At 71.2% G+C, this 13,754-nt stretch carries 12 protein-coding genes; 3 read left to right on the top strand and 9 right to left on the bottom strand.

Annotated elements, in window-relative coordinates; genetic code table 11:
• Window positions 1-23: 23 nt before the first annotated feature.
• The 3 genes from QF037_RS07810 to QF037_RS07820 are packed head-to-tail and all read right to left on the bottom strand — an operon-like array spanning window position 24 to window position 2,015.
• A complete protein-coding gene (locus QF037_RS07810; protein WP_373463948.1) occupies window positions 24-392 on the bottom strand; it encodes a helix-turn-helix domain-containing protein in 369 nt (122 codons plus the stop codon).
• 40 nt (window positions 393-432) lie between these two features.
• Window positions 433-1,248 carry a lysophospholipid acyltransferase family protein gene (locus QF037_RS07815; RefSeq protein WP_307023195.1) on the bottom strand — a complete coding sequence of 272 codons (816 nt, stop codon included), beginning with the start codon at window positions 1,246-1,248 and terminating at the stop codon, window positions 433-435.
• Complete coding sequence (locus QF037_RS07820) at window positions 1,248-2,015, bottom strand: GNAT family N-acetyltransferase (RefSeq protein WP_307023197.1); 768 nt, start codon at window positions 2,013-2,015, stop codon at window positions 1,248-1,250. Before QF037_RS07820 ends, QF037_RS07815 begins: the two co-directional genes overlap by 1 nt.
• Window positions 2,016-2,292: 277 nt before the next feature.
• Between QF037_RS07820 and QF037_RS07825 the strand changes: the two genes are divergently transcribed.
• Window positions 2,293-4,281, top strand: coding sequence for a HEAT repeat domain-containing protein (locus QF037_RS07825; RefSeq protein WP_307023199.1), 1,989 nt, complete (start codon window positions 2,293-2,295; stop codon window positions 4,279-4,281).
• Window positions 4,282-4,358: 77 nt separating this feature from the next.
• Here the strand turns inward: QF037_RS07825 and QF037_RS07830 are convergent, their stop codons facing one another.
• From QF037_RS07830 to QF037_RS07840, 3 genes are read right to left on the bottom strand one after another with little or no spacing between them, the layout of a single operon-like run.
• A complete protein-coding gene (locus tag QF037_RS07830; protein ID WP_307023201.1) occupies window positions 4,359-5,108 on the bottom strand; it encodes a succinate dehydrogenase/fumarate reductase iron-sulfur subunit in 750 nt (249 codons plus the stop codon).
• A complete protein-coding gene (locus tag QF037_RS07835) occupies window positions 5,105-7,054 on the bottom strand; it encodes a fumarate reductase/succinate dehydrogenase flavoprotein subunit (protein WP_307023203.1) in 1,950 nt (649 codons plus the stop codon). The genes QF037_RS07830 and QF037_RS07835 overlap by 4 nt, the downstream gene beginning before the upstream one ends.
• A 1-nt stretch (window position 7,055) precedes the next feature.
• Window positions 7,056-7,727, bottom strand: a complete 672-nt coding sequence (locus QF037_RS07840) for a succinate dehydrogenase (RefSeq protein WP_307023205.1) — start codon at window positions 7,725-7,727, stop codon at window positions 7,056-7,058.
• Window positions 7,728-7,847: 120 nt separating this feature from the next.
• Between QF037_RS07840 and QF037_RS07845 the strand changes: the two genes are divergently transcribed.
• Together QF037_RS07845 and QF037_RS07850 are read left to right on the top strand one after the other, a co-directional pair.
• Window positions 7,848-8,735, top strand: a complete 888-nt coding sequence (locus QF037_RS07845; RefSeq protein WP_307023207.1) for a LysR family transcriptional regulator — start codon at window positions 7,848-7,850, stop codon at window positions 8,733-8,735.
• Between the two features lie 13 nt (window positions 8,736-8,748).
• Window positions 8,749-9,477: a hypothetical protein gene (locus QF037_RS07850; RefSeq protein WP_307023209.1), complete on the top strand. Its 729-nt coding sequence runs from the start codon at window positions 8,749-8,751 to the stop codon at window positions 9,475-9,477.
• Between the two features lie 40 nt (window positions 9,478-9,517).
• Here QF037_RS07850 and QF037_RS07855 read toward each other — a convergent pair whose 3' ends face one another.
• The 3 genes from QF037_RS07855 to QF037_RS07865 all read right to left on the bottom strand — a co-directional run bounded on the left by QF037_RS07855 (window position 9,518) and on the right by QF037_RS07865 (window position 13,701).
• Entirely contained in the window at window positions 9,518-11,653 is a 2,136-nt protein-coding gene (locus QF037_RS07855; protein ID WP_307023211.1) for a putative bifunctional diguanylate cyclase/phosphodiesterase, read from the bottom strand.
• Complete coding sequence (locus QF037_RS07860) at window positions 11,650-12,471, bottom strand: SAM-dependent methyltransferase (protein ID WP_307023214.1); 822 nt, start codon at window positions 12,469-12,471, stop codon at window positions 11,650-11,652. The genes QF037_RS07855 and QF037_RS07860 overlap by 4 nt, the downstream gene beginning before the upstream one ends.
• A gap of 234 nt (window positions 12,472-12,705) precedes the next feature.
• Entirely contained in the window at window positions 12,706-13,701 is a 996-nt protein-coding gene (locus QF037_RS07865; RefSeq protein WP_307023216.1) for an SCO0930 family lipoprotein, read from the bottom strand.
• Between the last annotated feature and the right edge of the window lie 53 nt (window positions 13,702-13,754).

The following is a 13,754-nucleotide window of genomic DNA, read 5'->3' on the forward strand; positions in this document are numbered from 1 at the left end:
GACGAAAACTTATCCAGAACTGCTCAGTCGCCCGAGGCCCTCGGCCGCGTCCACGCCTTCGTGAAGCACGTCGGTACGGCGATCGTCGCGGTCTGCCTGCGGTACGTCCTCGGTGACCGGCCGACGATGTCGCGGAAGGTGCGGCTGAAGGTCCCCGGGCTGCCGAAGCCGACCGCGAAGCAGATGTCGGTCACGCTGCGGTCGGTCTCCCGCAGCAGGAACATCGCCCGCTCGACCCGGCGCCGCTGGAGATAGCGGTGCGGTGTCTCACCGAACGTGGCACGGAAGGTGCGGGCGAAGTGCGCCGGGGACACATGGGCGATCCGGGCCAGGGCCGGCACGTCCAGCGGCTGCGCGTAGGCGCGGTCCATGGCGTCCCGGGCCCGCAGCATGCGGCGGTTGCTCTCTTCGGCGGTGCGGCTCACCCCGCCATCACATCACCTCCGCGACCAGCGCCGAGTGGATCCAGCCGGGTCGGTGCGACGTCGCGGGCTGGGCGGCCAGCGCGAGGGAACGGCGGTCGGCGTGGCTGCCGGGCGGGATGACGTCCCGTACCTCCACCTCGGCGACCAGCCCCCGCGCCGACACCACCCGCCACACCGAGGCGAGCAGCGTGTCCTCGCCGACGAAGGCGGGCGCGGTGCTGGCCGTGCCGCCGTCGAGTCGATAGCGCAGCCGTACCGGCTGGACGGGAACCCCGGCGTCCAGGGCGGCCTGGAACACGGCCCGGCGGAAGGTGCCCTGGGCGCGTCCGCACCAGGTGCTGCCCTCGGGGAACACCGCGACCGCCTGCCCGCCGCGGAGTCCCTGAGCGATCCGGGCGACCGTGTCCGGGAGGGCGCGCAGCCGGTCCCGCTCGATGAACAACGCGGCCCGGGCCACCACCGCACCCGCCACCGGCCACTGCCGGATCTCGGTCTTGGCGACCATCCGGGCCGGGCGCACGGCGGCGAGCAGCGGGATGTCCAGCCAGGAGATGTGGTTGGCGACCAGGAGCAGCCCGCCGGTGGGCGCGGCGGCGCCGGTGACACGGACCCGGACCCCCGCGGCCCGTACGATCCACCGGCACCACCGCCGCACCGACTCGGCGGGGATCAGCCCGCCGAGCGGCGACAGCACGACCCCGGCGAGCACCAGGACCAGGACCGCCGCCAGGCGCAGCACGGCGCGTGGTACCGCCGTGCCGGACCCCGTCGGCTCCACACACGCCCCGGGGGTGCAGGGCGCGCTGGGCAGCCAGACGCTCATCAGGCCGGTACGAGGGAGAGGAAGTGCCGCAGATAGCGCGGGTTGACGCGGCGCATCGACAGCAGCACGTACAGGTCGGCGACCCCGAAGTCCGGGTCGTGGGCGGGCTCTCCGCAGACCCAGGCGCCGAGGCGGAGGTAGCCGCGCAGCAGGGCGGGCAGCTCACCGCGGCCGGCGGCGGGCTGTCCCGGGACCCAGGGCAGCAGCGGTCGTACGCGGTACTCCTGCGGCGCCAGGTGCTTGTCCCGCACCCGCTCCCAGGCCGCCGACGCCAGCGCGCCGCCGTCCGCGAGCGGGATGGAGCAGCAGCCGGCCAGCCACTCGTGGCCGCGGTCGAGCATGTAGCGGGCGATGCCGGCCCAGATGAGCCCGATGACGGCGCCGTCCCGGTGGTCGGGGTGCACGCAGGAGCGGCCGACCTCGACGAGACCGGGCCGGAGGGCGTCGATGCGGGACAGGTCGAACTCGCTCTCCGAGTACAGCCGTCCGGCCACCGCGGCCCGCTCCGGCGGCAGCAGTCGATAGGTGCCGACGACCTGGCCGGTGAGGGTGTCGGTGACGAGCAGGTGGTCGCAGTGGGCGTCGAAGGGATCGATGTCGTGGCCCGGCCGCGGGGAGGACAGCAGGGCGCCCATCTCCCCGGCGAACACGTCGTGGCGCAGCCGCTGGGCGGCGCGTACGTCGGACTCGTCGCGGGCGAGGGTGACGGTGTAGCGGGTCGGAGCGGCGGACAGGGGCGGGGAGTCCAGAGCGGATACGGCGGTCATGGCTCACTCCAGGTCACGGGCCGTTTCGGGGACGGCACCCGGTGGGCCGGTGGGTCCGGCCCGCACCCTCTGTTCTTCCTACGCCGATTGGCGTGTACGTGACCGCTTCCGGGAGCGCGGGTGTGGGGAGGCTGAACGGCTCGGGCCGGGTGTCGGGGGTGCCGGGCTCCGTCGACGGGCCGGTGTCGGACAGATGGCCGACGGGGTGAGGCAACCCCGGGCTCCGCAGGACCGTCTCTCTTCCGGAACTGATCACCGGGAGCGGAGGCGCACGCGCGTGGGGAAACCGTCGGTACAGGCGCTGGAGGAGTTGCCCTGGGAGCGGCTGACGTCGATGTATGCCGGCGTGTCGATCCAGGAGGTCCACCGAGTGCTGCTCCATCTCCTGCGCAGCGGTCCGGCCTCGACCGAGGACGACTGCTGGCCGCTGTTCTCCGCCCTCGCGCAACAGGAGCTCGGTGTCGGCCCGGCGGCCACGGCCACCCTGCCGTTCGTCGTCGCACTCGCCGCCGACCCCCGCACGGGCGCCCGCGGCACGCTCGTCGAGCTGCTGGACAGCCTGGCCTCGTGTGCGAAGCACTGCGCGCCGCACCTGGTGGACCCGGGCTGGCCGGAAGCCTGGGAACAGGAGCGCGCCACGATCCAGGCCCTGCTCTCCGATCCGGATCCGACCGTACGACGGCTGGCCGTGCCCCTCGCGGAGGGTTCCGCCCGGCTGCTGGAGCGGTGGCGGGCCGAGCCGGATCTGTCGGTACGGCTGCCTGTGCTGTTCATGCTGGGCCGGCTCCCCGAGGACACCGAGGTCCGCGCGGTCCTGGCCGAGGCGCTGCGGGACGACGACCCCGTCGTACGGGCCGCGGCGGTGCACGCCGCCTCGGAGGCGGACCCCGGGATCGCGCTGCGGGAACGGGAGCAGGTGCTGACGGCCCTCGTCGACCCCGCCGTACGGTCACGCTGGGAGGCGGTCTGGTACATGCCGGACGGGGAGCACCCGTTCACCCGCGAGGCTGTCGCCTTCTGGACAGCCGTCCTGTACGAGGACATACCCGCCGAGGCGACCGCGTTCCTGACCCGGCTGGCCGCGACGGCGGACCCGGCCGAGGACACCGACCTGCTGCGGGCCGTGCTGAACCACTCCTGGCAGCTGCTGACCCGCCGACGGTCCGTCGAACCCGCGCTGGTCCCGCTCGCCGCCGGTCTCCTGGACCACTCCGACCCCGCCGTGCGCTACCGGGCCGTCCATCTCCTCGCCGCTCTCGGCCCCGGGGCCGCCGCCCACGCCGACCGGCTCGCCGCGCTGCTCGACGACCCCGGCGAGGACGAGTTCCTGGAGGGCACCGTCGGCGAGCACGCCCGCTGGGCGCTGGCCCGGATGGACGACGCGAGGGCGCTGCCCGGCCTGGTCGAGGGACTGTGTGCGACCTGGCGCGGGCGTCAGGGCCGGGGTTACGTCATCAGCGACCCGCGCAGCCCCGACCTCGCGGACGTCCTGGGCCCGCTCCGGGCGCACGCGGAGACTCTCCTGCCTGCGGTACGGGAGGAGTTGCGGCGGGAACTGGCCGACCCCGACCTGCCCGGCTCCGTGCTGGCCGACCTCCTGGCGACGCTCAAGATCTGGGGACCGGTCGCGCTGCCCGCGCTGCCGGAGGTCACGGCCTACGTGGCGGACCGCTTCCGTTGGCACGAGGCCGCCGAGGCACTGGCGGCGATGGGCCCAGCTGCCGTCTCCGCCGCGCCCGCGATACGCGAGCGGATGGCCCTCCAACCACCGGAGAACCGCAGGTGGTTGCACTGGGTCCTCTGGCGCATCGGCGGCGCGGACCCGGCCGAGACGCTGCGGGCGCTCGGGGAGACCCTGCCGAAGCCGGGCGAGCCGCCGTACTTCCCGTTCGGTCAGCTCGCCGACTTCGGCCGCCGGGCCGCGCCGTACGCCGACGAGCTGCGGCGCGTTCTGGCGCAGGCCGAGGACGTCTTCGCGGTGGACGTGGCCATTGCCCTGTGGCAGGTGACGGAGGAACCCGAGCCCGCCCGCCCGCTCCTGGAGGAGCAGGTTCTCGCGTTCGCCTCGGGTGACCACGAGCTCTACGGACTGTTCCACTCCGCGTTGCGGACGCTGATCCGCTTCCGCGCGAGCGGCCCGGCGGTACGGGACGCCCTGCGGGCGCTGCGCGACCAGGACCGCCGTATCTCGGCGTACGGCGACTATCGCGCGATCCTCCAGGACGAGGAGTTCCGCGAGCTGATCGACGAGGCGCTTGCCGTGTGAGCTTGGCGGGACCGGGGTTGAGCACCACGCCCGGTCCCGCCCGTCCGCACTGGACGGCGAACGGTCGGTGAGGGGCGCTACCGCTTCGCCACCTTGCGCGTGGCTCGCAGCCATTCCTTGTTCATGCCGGTGATGGAGACCAGCGGGATGCCCTTGGGGCAGGCGGTCGCGCATTCGCCGGCCAGCGTGCAGCCTCCGAAGCCTTCTTCGTCCATCTGCGCCACCATGTCCAGCACCCGGGTTTCCCGCTCCGGCGCCCCCTGTGGCAGCACGTTGAGATGGTTGACCTTGGCCGACGTGAACAGCATCGCCGCCCCGTTGGGACACGCGGCGACGCAGGCTCCGCAGCCGATGCACTCCGCGTGCTCGAACGCGAAGTCCGCGTCCGGCTTGGGCACCGGCGTGGCGTGGGCCTCCGGCGCGGCGCCGGTGGGTGCGGTGATGTAGCCGCCGGCCTGGATGATCCGGTCGAAGGCGGTGCGGTCGACGACCAGATCCTTGATCACCGGGAAGGCCGAGGCCCGCCACGGCTCGATGTCGATCGTGTCGCCGTCCTTGAAGGACCGCATGTGCAGCTGACAGGTGGTCGTCCGCTCGGGCCCGTGCGCATCGCCGTTGATCACGAGCGAGCACGCCCCGCAGATGCCCTCACGGCAGTCGTGGTCGAAGGCGACCGGGTCCTCGCCGCGCAGGATGAGTTCCTCGTTGAGGGTGTCGAGCATCTCCAGGAAGGACATGTCGGAGGAGATCCCGTCCACCTCGTACGTGGACATGGCGCCTTCGGTGGCGGCGTTCTTCTGGCGCCAGACGCGCAGGGTGAGCTTCATGCGTAGCTCCGCTGGGTGGGGTGGACGTACTCGAAGACCAGGTCTTCCATGTGCAGGGTCGGAGCCTCGCCGGTGCCGGTGAACTCCCAGGCCGCCGCGTACGCGAACTCGTCGTCCTTGCGGGCCGCTTCGCCGTCCGGGGTCTGGGACTCCTCGCGGAAGTGACCGCCGCAGGACTCGGCGCGGTGCAGTGCGTCGAGGCACATCAGCTCGGCGAGTTCCAGGTAGTCGACGACGCGATTCGCCTTCTCCAGCGACTGGTTGAACTCCTCGCCGGTGCCGGGGACCTTGATGCGGCGCCAGAACTCCTCGCGGATCTGCGGGATCCGCTCCAGGGCCTTGCGCAGCCCGGAGTCGGTGCGGGCCATGCCGCAGAACTCCCACATCAGCTCGCCGAGTTCGCGGTGGAAGGAGTCCGGCGTACGGTCACCGTCCACCGACAGCAGCAGATGCAGCCGGTCCTCGGTCTGCGCCAACACCTCCTGCACGACGGGGTGTTCGTCGGTGACGGGCTCGTGGTGCGGGTTGCGGGCGAGGTAGTCGTTGATGGTCGCCGGCAGGACGAAGTACCCGTCCGCCAGGCCCTGCATCAGCGCGGAGGCGCCGAGCCGGTTCGCGCCGTGGTCGGAGAAGTTGGCCTCGCCGATCGCGAACAGGCCCGGAATGGTGGTCTGGAGGTCGTAGTCGACCCACAGCCCGCCCATCGTGTAGTGCACGGCCGGGTAGATCCGCATCGGCACCTCGTACGGATCCTCGTCGGTGATCCGCTGGTACATGTCGAAGAGGTTGCCGTACTTGGCCTCGACGGCTTTACGGCCCATGCGCTCGACGGCGTCGGCGAAGTCGAGGTAGACGCCCTGCCCGCCGGGCCCGACACCCCGCCCCTCGTCGCAGACGTTCTTCGCGGCGCGGGAGGCGATGTCGCGCGGGACCAGGTTGCCGAAGGACGGATAGATGCGCTCCAGGTAGTAGTCCCGCTCGTCCTCGGGGATCTGGTGCGCCGGGCGGGTGTCGCCCTTGGCCTTCGGCACCCAGATCCGGCCGTCATTGCGCAACGACTCGCTCATCAGCGTCAGCTTCGACTGATGATCACCCGTACGCGGAATGCACGTGGGGTGGATCTGCGTGAAACAGGGGTTGGCGAAATACGCGCCACGCCGGTGCGCCCGCCACACCGCAGTGGCATTCGAATTCATGGCGTTGGTCGACAGGTAGAAGACGTTGCCGTAACCACCGGAAGCCAGCACGACGGCATCAGCGAAGTAGGTGTCGATCTTCCCGGTGACGAGATCCCTGGCGACAATCCCGCGCGCCTTCCCGTCGACGACGATCAGGTCGAGCATCTCGGTACGCGCGTGCATCTCGATGTTTCCGGCGGCGATCTGCCTCGACAGCGCCTGATACGCACCCAGCAGCAACTGCTGACCCGTCTGGCCCCGCGCATAGAACGTCCGCGACACCTGCACCCCACCGAAGGAGCGCGTGTCCAGCAGACCGCCGTACTCCCGCGCGAACGGCACCCCCTGCGCCACGCACTGATCAATGATCTCCACCGAGATCTGCGCCAGCCGGTGCACATTCGACTCCCGCGCCCGGAAGTCCCCGCCTTTGACGGTGTCGTAGAAGAGCCGGTGGATGGAGTCACCGTCATTGCGGTAATTCTTCGCCGCGTTGATACCGCCCTGCGCGGCAATCGAATGCGCCCGGCGAGGCGAATCCTGATAACAGAACTGGACGACGTGATAGCCCTGTTCGGCAAGCGTGGCACCCGCGGAACCACCCGCAAGACCGGTACCGACGACGATCACGGTGTGCTTGCGCCGGTTGGCGGGGTTGACCAGCTTGGCCTCGAAGCGGCGCTTGTCCCAGCGCTCGGCCACGGGACCTGTCGGAGCCTTGGTGTCGACGACGGGTTCGCCGGTCACGTAGTCGGTGTAAGAAGTCATCTCAGCTCACCACTCCGGTCATGACGCCCACGGGTACGGCGAGGAAGCCGACCGTGAGCACCAGCGCAAGGATGTCGGCCGTGGCCTTGAGGGCCCGGTCACGGGTGCGGTTGCCGGCGCCCAGCGTCTGGGCGGCGCTCCAGAAGCCGTGCCGGATGTGCAGGCCCAGGGCCGAGACCGCCAGGATGTAGATGACGTTGCCGTACCAGGTGGAGAAGGTGTCCACGACGTTCTGGTACGGCCGTCCCTCCTGGAAGCCACCCGAGTGCACGGTGCCGGTTGTCAGGTCCAGCAGGTGCCAGACGATGAACAGGCCGAGGATGATCCCGCCCCACCGCATGGTCCGCGTCGCATAGCTGGACCGCGGCTTCTTGTGCACGTACTTCGTCGGGCGCGCCTTGATGTCACGGCGGCTGAGCTGGTATGCCGAGATCGCGTGGGCGACCACCGCGACCACCAGCACCACCCTGATCACCCACAGCGTCCACTCGTAGTGCATGAAGGGCTCGCCGAGCGTGCGCAGCCAGTGCGCGTAGTGGTTGAACTCCCCCGGCCCGAAGAAGATCTTCAGGTTGCCGATCATGTGGACGACCAGGTACATCAGCATGATCAGCCCGCTGACCGCCATGACGGTCTTCTTGCCGACGGAGCTGTCCCACACCATGCGTGCCATGGACGGTCGTCTGTCCGTCCGCGTTGCCAGAGCCATGAGTCAAGACGCTAGGGCCCGGGAAGCCGATCGGTCCAAGACATGGTCCGGCTTGATTCGATAGGCAGCGGCTATCGTACGAGGATGCAGTTCCAGCAGCTCCAGTACTTCGTGGCGGTCGCCGAGACCCGGCACTTCACCCGCGCCGCCGACCTGGTCCACGTGGCGCAGCCGTCCCTCTCCCAGCAGATCAAGGCGCTGGAGCGGGAGCTCGGGGCGGATCTGTTCCAGCGGGCCCGGGGCAACATCACCCTCACCGACGCGGGCGAGGCGCTGCTTCCGCTGGCCCGCCGGATCCTGGCCGACGCGGACACGGCCCGGCACGAGGTGCAGGAACTGGTCCAGCTCCGCAGCGGCCGGGTCCGGCTGGGTGCCACGCCGAGTCTGTGCACGGGTCTGCTGCCGGACGTGCTGCGCGCCTTCCACGACCGCTACCCCGGCATCCGGCTGCTGATCGAGGAAGGCGGTTCCCACGATCTCGTACGCGAGCTCGCGCGCGGCGCCCTCGATCTGGCCCTCGTCGTCCTCCCGCTGCCGACGCCCTCCCCCGCGCTGACGACGGTGGAACTGCTGCGCGAGGACCTGGTCGTCGTCTCGTCGCCGGAGGCCTCCGCACCCGGCGGCCCCACCCGCCGCACCGTACGCATCGCCGACCTGGAGGGCGAGCGCCTCGTGATGTTCCGGCACGGCTACGACCTGCGGGAACTCACGGTCGCCGCATGCCGGGCCGAGGGCTTCGAGCCGGACTTCGCGGTGGAGGGCGGCGAGATGGACGCGGTGCTGGGCTTCGTCCGGGCGGGGCTGGGCGTGGCCGTCGTACCGCGGATGGTGGCCGCGCGCTCGGGACGGGGGCTACGGGTCACACCGCTGGCCCGGCCGGGGCTGCACCGGACCATCGCGCTGGCCCACCGCAGCGACGTGGCCCCGCCCCGGGCGGCGCGGGAGTTGCAGCGTATGTTGCTGGAACGCTGAGACGGAGGGGCCGTTGGATCCGAGTTTCAGGCCGGGCGATGTACTGCGCGTGAGCTGCCCGGACACCCCGGCCACGGTGGCGTGCGTCTCCCGGGACGACATCTCTCTGCGCTGGCCCTGGTGGCAGCGGGACCCCGACTGCGACTGGATCCACTGGAACGGGCGGGTGGCCCTGCCGCTCGGCACCGCCCCCGGCGACCGTTCCCTGTTCCGCACCGATCCGCCGCCGGACCGGCTCACCGCCGGCGACACCTGCACGGTCGGGATCCCCCCGGCCGTGGTGCACGTCATCCGGGTCGACCGCTTCGACCCGCCCCTGGAGACGGGACGGCTGCCCCGCCCCACCGTGTCCGTGACGGTCCTGGAGGCCGGGGTGGCCCGCGACCCGGAGCCCGGGGAGTTCGACGAGCAGGGCGAGGAGTTCTACCCCGAGGACGACATCCCCTTCGTCCTCGAACTCCTGCTGCGCCCCTACGCGTTCCTCGAACCCGGCGACGAGATCGCGGACGCCGCGGGGCGGGCCTGGCGCTTCGACGGGCCCTGGGAGTGGTGGCCCTTCGACGGGGCGGGGCCGGGCGTCCCTGTGTGGCCGTTGGCCCTGCTGGCCCGGGACGGCGGCCCGCTCGCGCCGCACGCGCCGGATCCGGTCGCGCGGGCCACCGCGACCGGCTCGCATGCGGAGGAGGCGGCGCGGTGGCAGGCGCTGGCGCGGGTGCCGCCGACCGGCGTCGCGGGGCCGTGACGGCTCGCCCCGTCCCGCGTCACCGTACGGCTGTGACGGTTCAGCCCGTCGCGTCCACCAGCGCCAGCTCGTGCAGCCGCTCCGGCGGCCCCGGCCGGGCGTAGTACCAGCCCTGGGCCGTGTCGCAGCCCAGTATCCGCAGCTGCTCGGCCTGGGCGCCCGTCTCCACGCCCTCGACCGTGACCGCGAGGTCGAGGCTGTGGGCGAGGGAGACGATCCCCTCGACGATCTTGAGGTCGACGGGGTCCGCCGGGAACTGCTGCATGCTCTGGGTGAAGGAGCGGTCCAGTTTGAGGACGCTCACCGGGAGGCGGCGCAGGTTGGCGAGGTTGGAGTAGCCGGTGCCGAAGTCGTCCAGGGCGATGTCGACGCCCATCTCGGCCAGCCGGCGCAGCGGCTTCAGCAGGTCGTCGTCGGCGCCGATCAGCGCCGACTCCGTGACCTCCAGGCACAGCGCGTCCGGCTCCACACCCGCGCGCTCCAGGATGTCCACCGTGTCCTGCACCAGACCGGGGTGGGTGAGCTGGCACGGCGACAGATTGACGTTGATGCGGAGCGGACCGGCTTCCTCGTGGCGCTCTCGCCAAGCGCGGGCCTGGCGGACCGACTGCTCCAGGACCCAGCGGCCCAACGGGACGATCAGGCCGGTGTGTTCGGCGAGCGGGATGAAGCGGTCCGGGCCCAGGACGCCGTGCTGCGGATGCAGCCAGCGCACCAACGCCTCCGCGCCGCGCACGCTGCCGTCGCCGAGGTGCACCAGCGGCTGGTACTCGATGAAGAACTCGCCGCGCTCCAGGGCCGTCGGCAGAGCCGTGGTCAGACCGTGGCGGGTGATCGCGCGGGCGTCCGCCTCCGCGTCGGCGAGCTCGAAGCGGTTGCCGCCCGACGCCTTGGCCCGGTACATCGTGATGTCCGCGCTGCGCAGCACCTCCGCCGCGCTGCGCTCCCCCGCCGGGCCCTCGACGATGCCGATGCTGCCGCGCACCGTCAGTTCACGGCCGTCGACGCTGATCGGGGCGAGCAGCGCGTTCATGATCCGCGAGGCCAGCTCGTCGACCTCGCGCTCGGTGTCGGTCCCCGTCGTCAGCGCGACGAACTCGTCACCGCCCAGACGGGCGACCATCTCGCCGGGCGCGGTCGTGCAGGACTGCAGCCGGTCGGCGACCTCGACGAGCAGCCGGTCGCCGGCCGCGTGGCCGAGGCTGTCGTTGATGGTCTTGAAGCCGTCCAGATCGAGGTAGCACAGGCCGAAGCGCTGGCCCGGGCCGGCGCCCAGCGCCTTCTCCAGCCGTTCGAAGAAGAACGTGCGGTTCGGCAGGCCCGTGAGCGCGTCGTGCGTGGCCTCGTAACGCAGCCGGAGGTTGAGCAGCCTGCGCTCGGTGGTGTCCTCCATCAGCGCGAGCTGGTACTGCGGGTTGCCGTCCGCGTCGCGGAGCAGGGAGACGGTCAGGTTGGTCCACAGGACCGTTCCGTCAGGGCGGGAGAACGCCTTTTCCAGGTGGTAGTGCTCGCGCTCGCCGCGGACGAGTTCGTCGTAGAGGGTCCACGTCTGGGGCGCGTCCTCGGGGTGCGTCCACTCCATGACGTTACGGCCGCGCATCATCTGCTCGTTGAGGCCGAACATGCGCAGCAGCGCCTCGTTGACCTGGAGGATGTTGCCGTCCAGGTCGGCCATGCCGATCCCTATGGCGGCGCCCTCGAAGACCGCGCGGAAGCGGGCCTCGCTCGCGTGCAGCGCCTGCGCCACCACGCCCTGCGCCGTCAGCGCGGCCGCCGAGATGGCCTCCTGCTCGGCCAGGGTCCGCTCGCGCAGCGCCGAGGCGAACCCGGCGGCCATGGCGTGCTGGAGCCGCGAGGCGCGTACCCGCAGGTCCTCCTGGTCGCCGTCGCCGCCGCAGTAGAGCACGAGGTAGGCGTCGACGCAGTCCAGTGTCCGGCTGAGCGCCTCCGGGTCGGTGCAGTGCACCGTGACGAGGGCGGCGCCCAGCGCGCGGCCCTCGTCCGCGTCGAAGGTCCTCACTCGCAGCGCCTCGCTCAACCGGCGGGCCAGCGGCAGGAGTTGTTCCTCGAACTCGGGCCGGGTCGAGGGCATCGTGGTCACCGGGAAGACGGCCCGGCTCCAGATCGTCGCGAACCGGCGCAGTCTGCCCTCCGGCCCGTCCGGCTCGGCGATCACGCGGTACGCCCCACGCCGGCGAACCCGGAGAAAGCCCAGGGATCCTCGTCGTCGGGGTCCCAGGTCTCCGACTCCGGCCGCCAGTGCGGCATCGGCACCAGTCCCGGTTCCACCATGTCGTACCCCTCGAAGAACCGCGCGATGTCGTTGCGCGAGCGCATGATCAGCGGGTTGCGGATGTCCTTGTACACGTCGACCGCGCCGGTGGCCCGCTCGGCCGGCAGCGGGATTCCCTCGTAGGAGGCGTGTGTGAGCACCAGCAGACTGCCGGGCGCGAGCGCGTCACGCAGCTCGGCCACCGCATCGTACGGGTCGTCCTCGTCTTCCACGAAGTGCAGTATGGCAACGAGAAGCAGGGCCACCGGACGGTTCAGGTCGATCAGTTGCTGTACTTCGGCGCTCGCGAGGATCTCCTGGGGCTTGCGGAGGTCCGCGGCGACGACGCCCACGTCCGCGTTGTCCCGCAGGACGGCCTCGCTGTGGGCGACCGCCACCGGGTCGTGGTCGACGTAGACGACCCGGGCGCCGGGGCTGGCGGACTGGGCCACCTCGTGGACGTTGCCGAAGGTCGGGATGCCCGAACCGATGTCCAGGAACTGGGTGATGCCCTGGTTCGCCGCGAAGCGCACCGCGCGGCGCATGAACGCCCGGTTCGCCTGCATGATCTTGGGGAGTCCCGGCATGAACTCCATCGCCTTGCGGGCCGCCTCGCGGTCGACCTCGAAGTTGTGCGAACCGCCCAGGTAAAAGTCGTAGATCCGCGAAACGCTAGGCACCGAGATGTCGATGCTCCGTGGGGCCCAGGCGGGACGCTCCATCTATCTCTCCAAGGCGTAGGCGATCCGGTGTTCGAGCTGAGGCTACTGATCGCCTGCCAAAGGAGCGACCCGAACCGGAAATTGACCGTCCGTTCCCGGTCACTGCCTGCGGCACGTGCCTGGTTGAGCATGCCCAAGTCCCGCTGAAACAAGGCAAAACGGCCCGCCCCCTGCGTGCGGTGCGCAGGGGGCGGGCCGGTGGACAGCGCGCGGTGCGTGCTGTCCGGAGATGACCTACTTCTTGATCGGCTTGCCGTCGGGTGCCACGGCGTACCAGGTGCCGCCGACGCCCTGACCGTTGGTGTCGCCGGGCTTCTTGTCACCGGCGAAGGTGTAGATCGGCACGCAGTCGATGGTCTGCTGCTTCAGTCCGTCGGGCCGGTCGAAGACCACGTAGCCCTGCCCCGTGGGACCGGACCCCTTCAGATCGATGCCCTTGGTGTCCTCGGCGTCGACCGGTGCGATGACCGGCCACTTCTCCAGGCACGCGCCGGTGCACGCCGTCTTCATCGGCCAGGGCGAGTCCTTCAGGAAGCGGTAGACCGTGTGGCCGTTCTTGTCGATGACGATCTCGCCGAGCTCCGGGTCGTTGCGCGTGGACAGCCCGGGCAGGTCGGCCGCCTCGGCGCCGCCCCCGCCTCCGCCTCCGCCACCGGCCTTCTTGCCGTCGGCGGCCAGCGCGTACCACTTGCCGCCCACACCCTGGCCGTTGACGTCGCCTGCGTTGACGTCCTTCACATAGCGGTAGGCCGGCCAGCCGCCGATCGTCAGCTGCTTGCTGCCGTCGGAGCGGGTGACCTCGCCGAGCAGCGACTTGTCGATGCCGTCGCCGGCCGTGGCGTCGTCCGCGGGCACGGGCGGCCAGGTCTTCGCGCAGTCGCCGTCACAGCTGGACTTCGGCGGCTCGGCGGTGTCCGTGTCGAAGCGGTAGAGAGTCAGCCCGCCGCTGTCCGTCAGCACCTTGCCGAGCTCGGGATTGGTGACGACGGCCAGCTTGCCCGCGGAAGCGGCCGGGGCCGCCGCGGAAGCGGAAGCCGAGGGAGTCGTGCTCCCGTTGCCCAGGCCGGACCCGATGCCGGTACCCGCACTGCCGTAACCGCCGGCCGCGGCCGTCGCGCCGACGTTCTGGCTGCTAGCGGACGGGGCTGCTTCCTGGCCGCACGCCGTCGTCAGCGCCAGCACCGCCGCAGCGCTCGCCACGAGCGATGCACTCCGCCAGGAGGTCTTCATCGTCAACTCCCCAAATTTGTACGGGTGTTGCAGCGCCCGTTTGCGCCGCCGCA

Source organism: Streptomyces canus (assembly GCF_030815415.1).
Lineage (GTDB): Bacteria > Actinomycetota > Actinomycetes > Streptomycetales > Streptomycetaceae > Streptomyces > Streptomyces canus_F.

What these genes read in the sequence shown, in the direction of transcription:
- QF037_RS07810 (WP_373463948.1), bottom strand. Translation starts at nt 392, where the DNA reads ATGCTGCGGGCCCGGGACGCCATGGACCGCGCCTACGCGCAGCCGCTG.
- QF037_RS07815 (WP_307023195.1), bottom strand. Translation starts at nt 1,248, where the DNA reads ATGAGCGTCTGGCTGCCCAGCGCGCCCTGCACCCCCGGGGCGTGTGTG.
- QF037_RS07820 (WP_307023197.1), bottom strand. Translation starts at nt 2,015, where the DNA reads ATGACCGCCGTATCCGCTCTGGACTCCCCGCCCCTGTCCGCCGCTCCG.
- QF037_RS07830 (WP_307023201.1), bottom strand. Translation starts at nt 5,108, where the DNA reads ATGAAGCTCACCCTGCGCGTCTGGCGCCAGAAGAACGCCGCCACCGAA.
- QF037_RS07835 (WP_307023203.1), bottom strand. Translation starts at nt 7,054, where the DNA reads ATGACTTCTTACACCGACTACGTGACCGGCGAACCCGTCGTCGACACC.
- QF037_RS07840 (WP_307023205.1), bottom strand. Translation starts at nt 7,727, where the DNA reads ATGGCACGCATGGTGTGGGACAGCTCCGTCGGCAAGAAGACCGTCATG.
- QF037_RS07845 (WP_307023207.1), top strand. Translation starts at nt 7,848, where the DNA reads ATGCAGTTCCAGCAGCTCCAGTACTTCGTGGCGGTCGCCGAGACCCGG.
- QF037_RS07860 (WP_307023214.1), bottom strand. Translation starts at nt 12,471, where the DNA reads ATGGAGCGTCCCGCCTGGGCCCCACGGAGCATCGACATCTCGGTGCCT.
- QF037_RS07865 (WP_307023216.1), bottom strand. Translation starts at nt 13,701, where the DNA reads ATGAAGACCTCCTGGCGGAGTGCATCGCTCGTGGCGAGCGCTGCGGCG.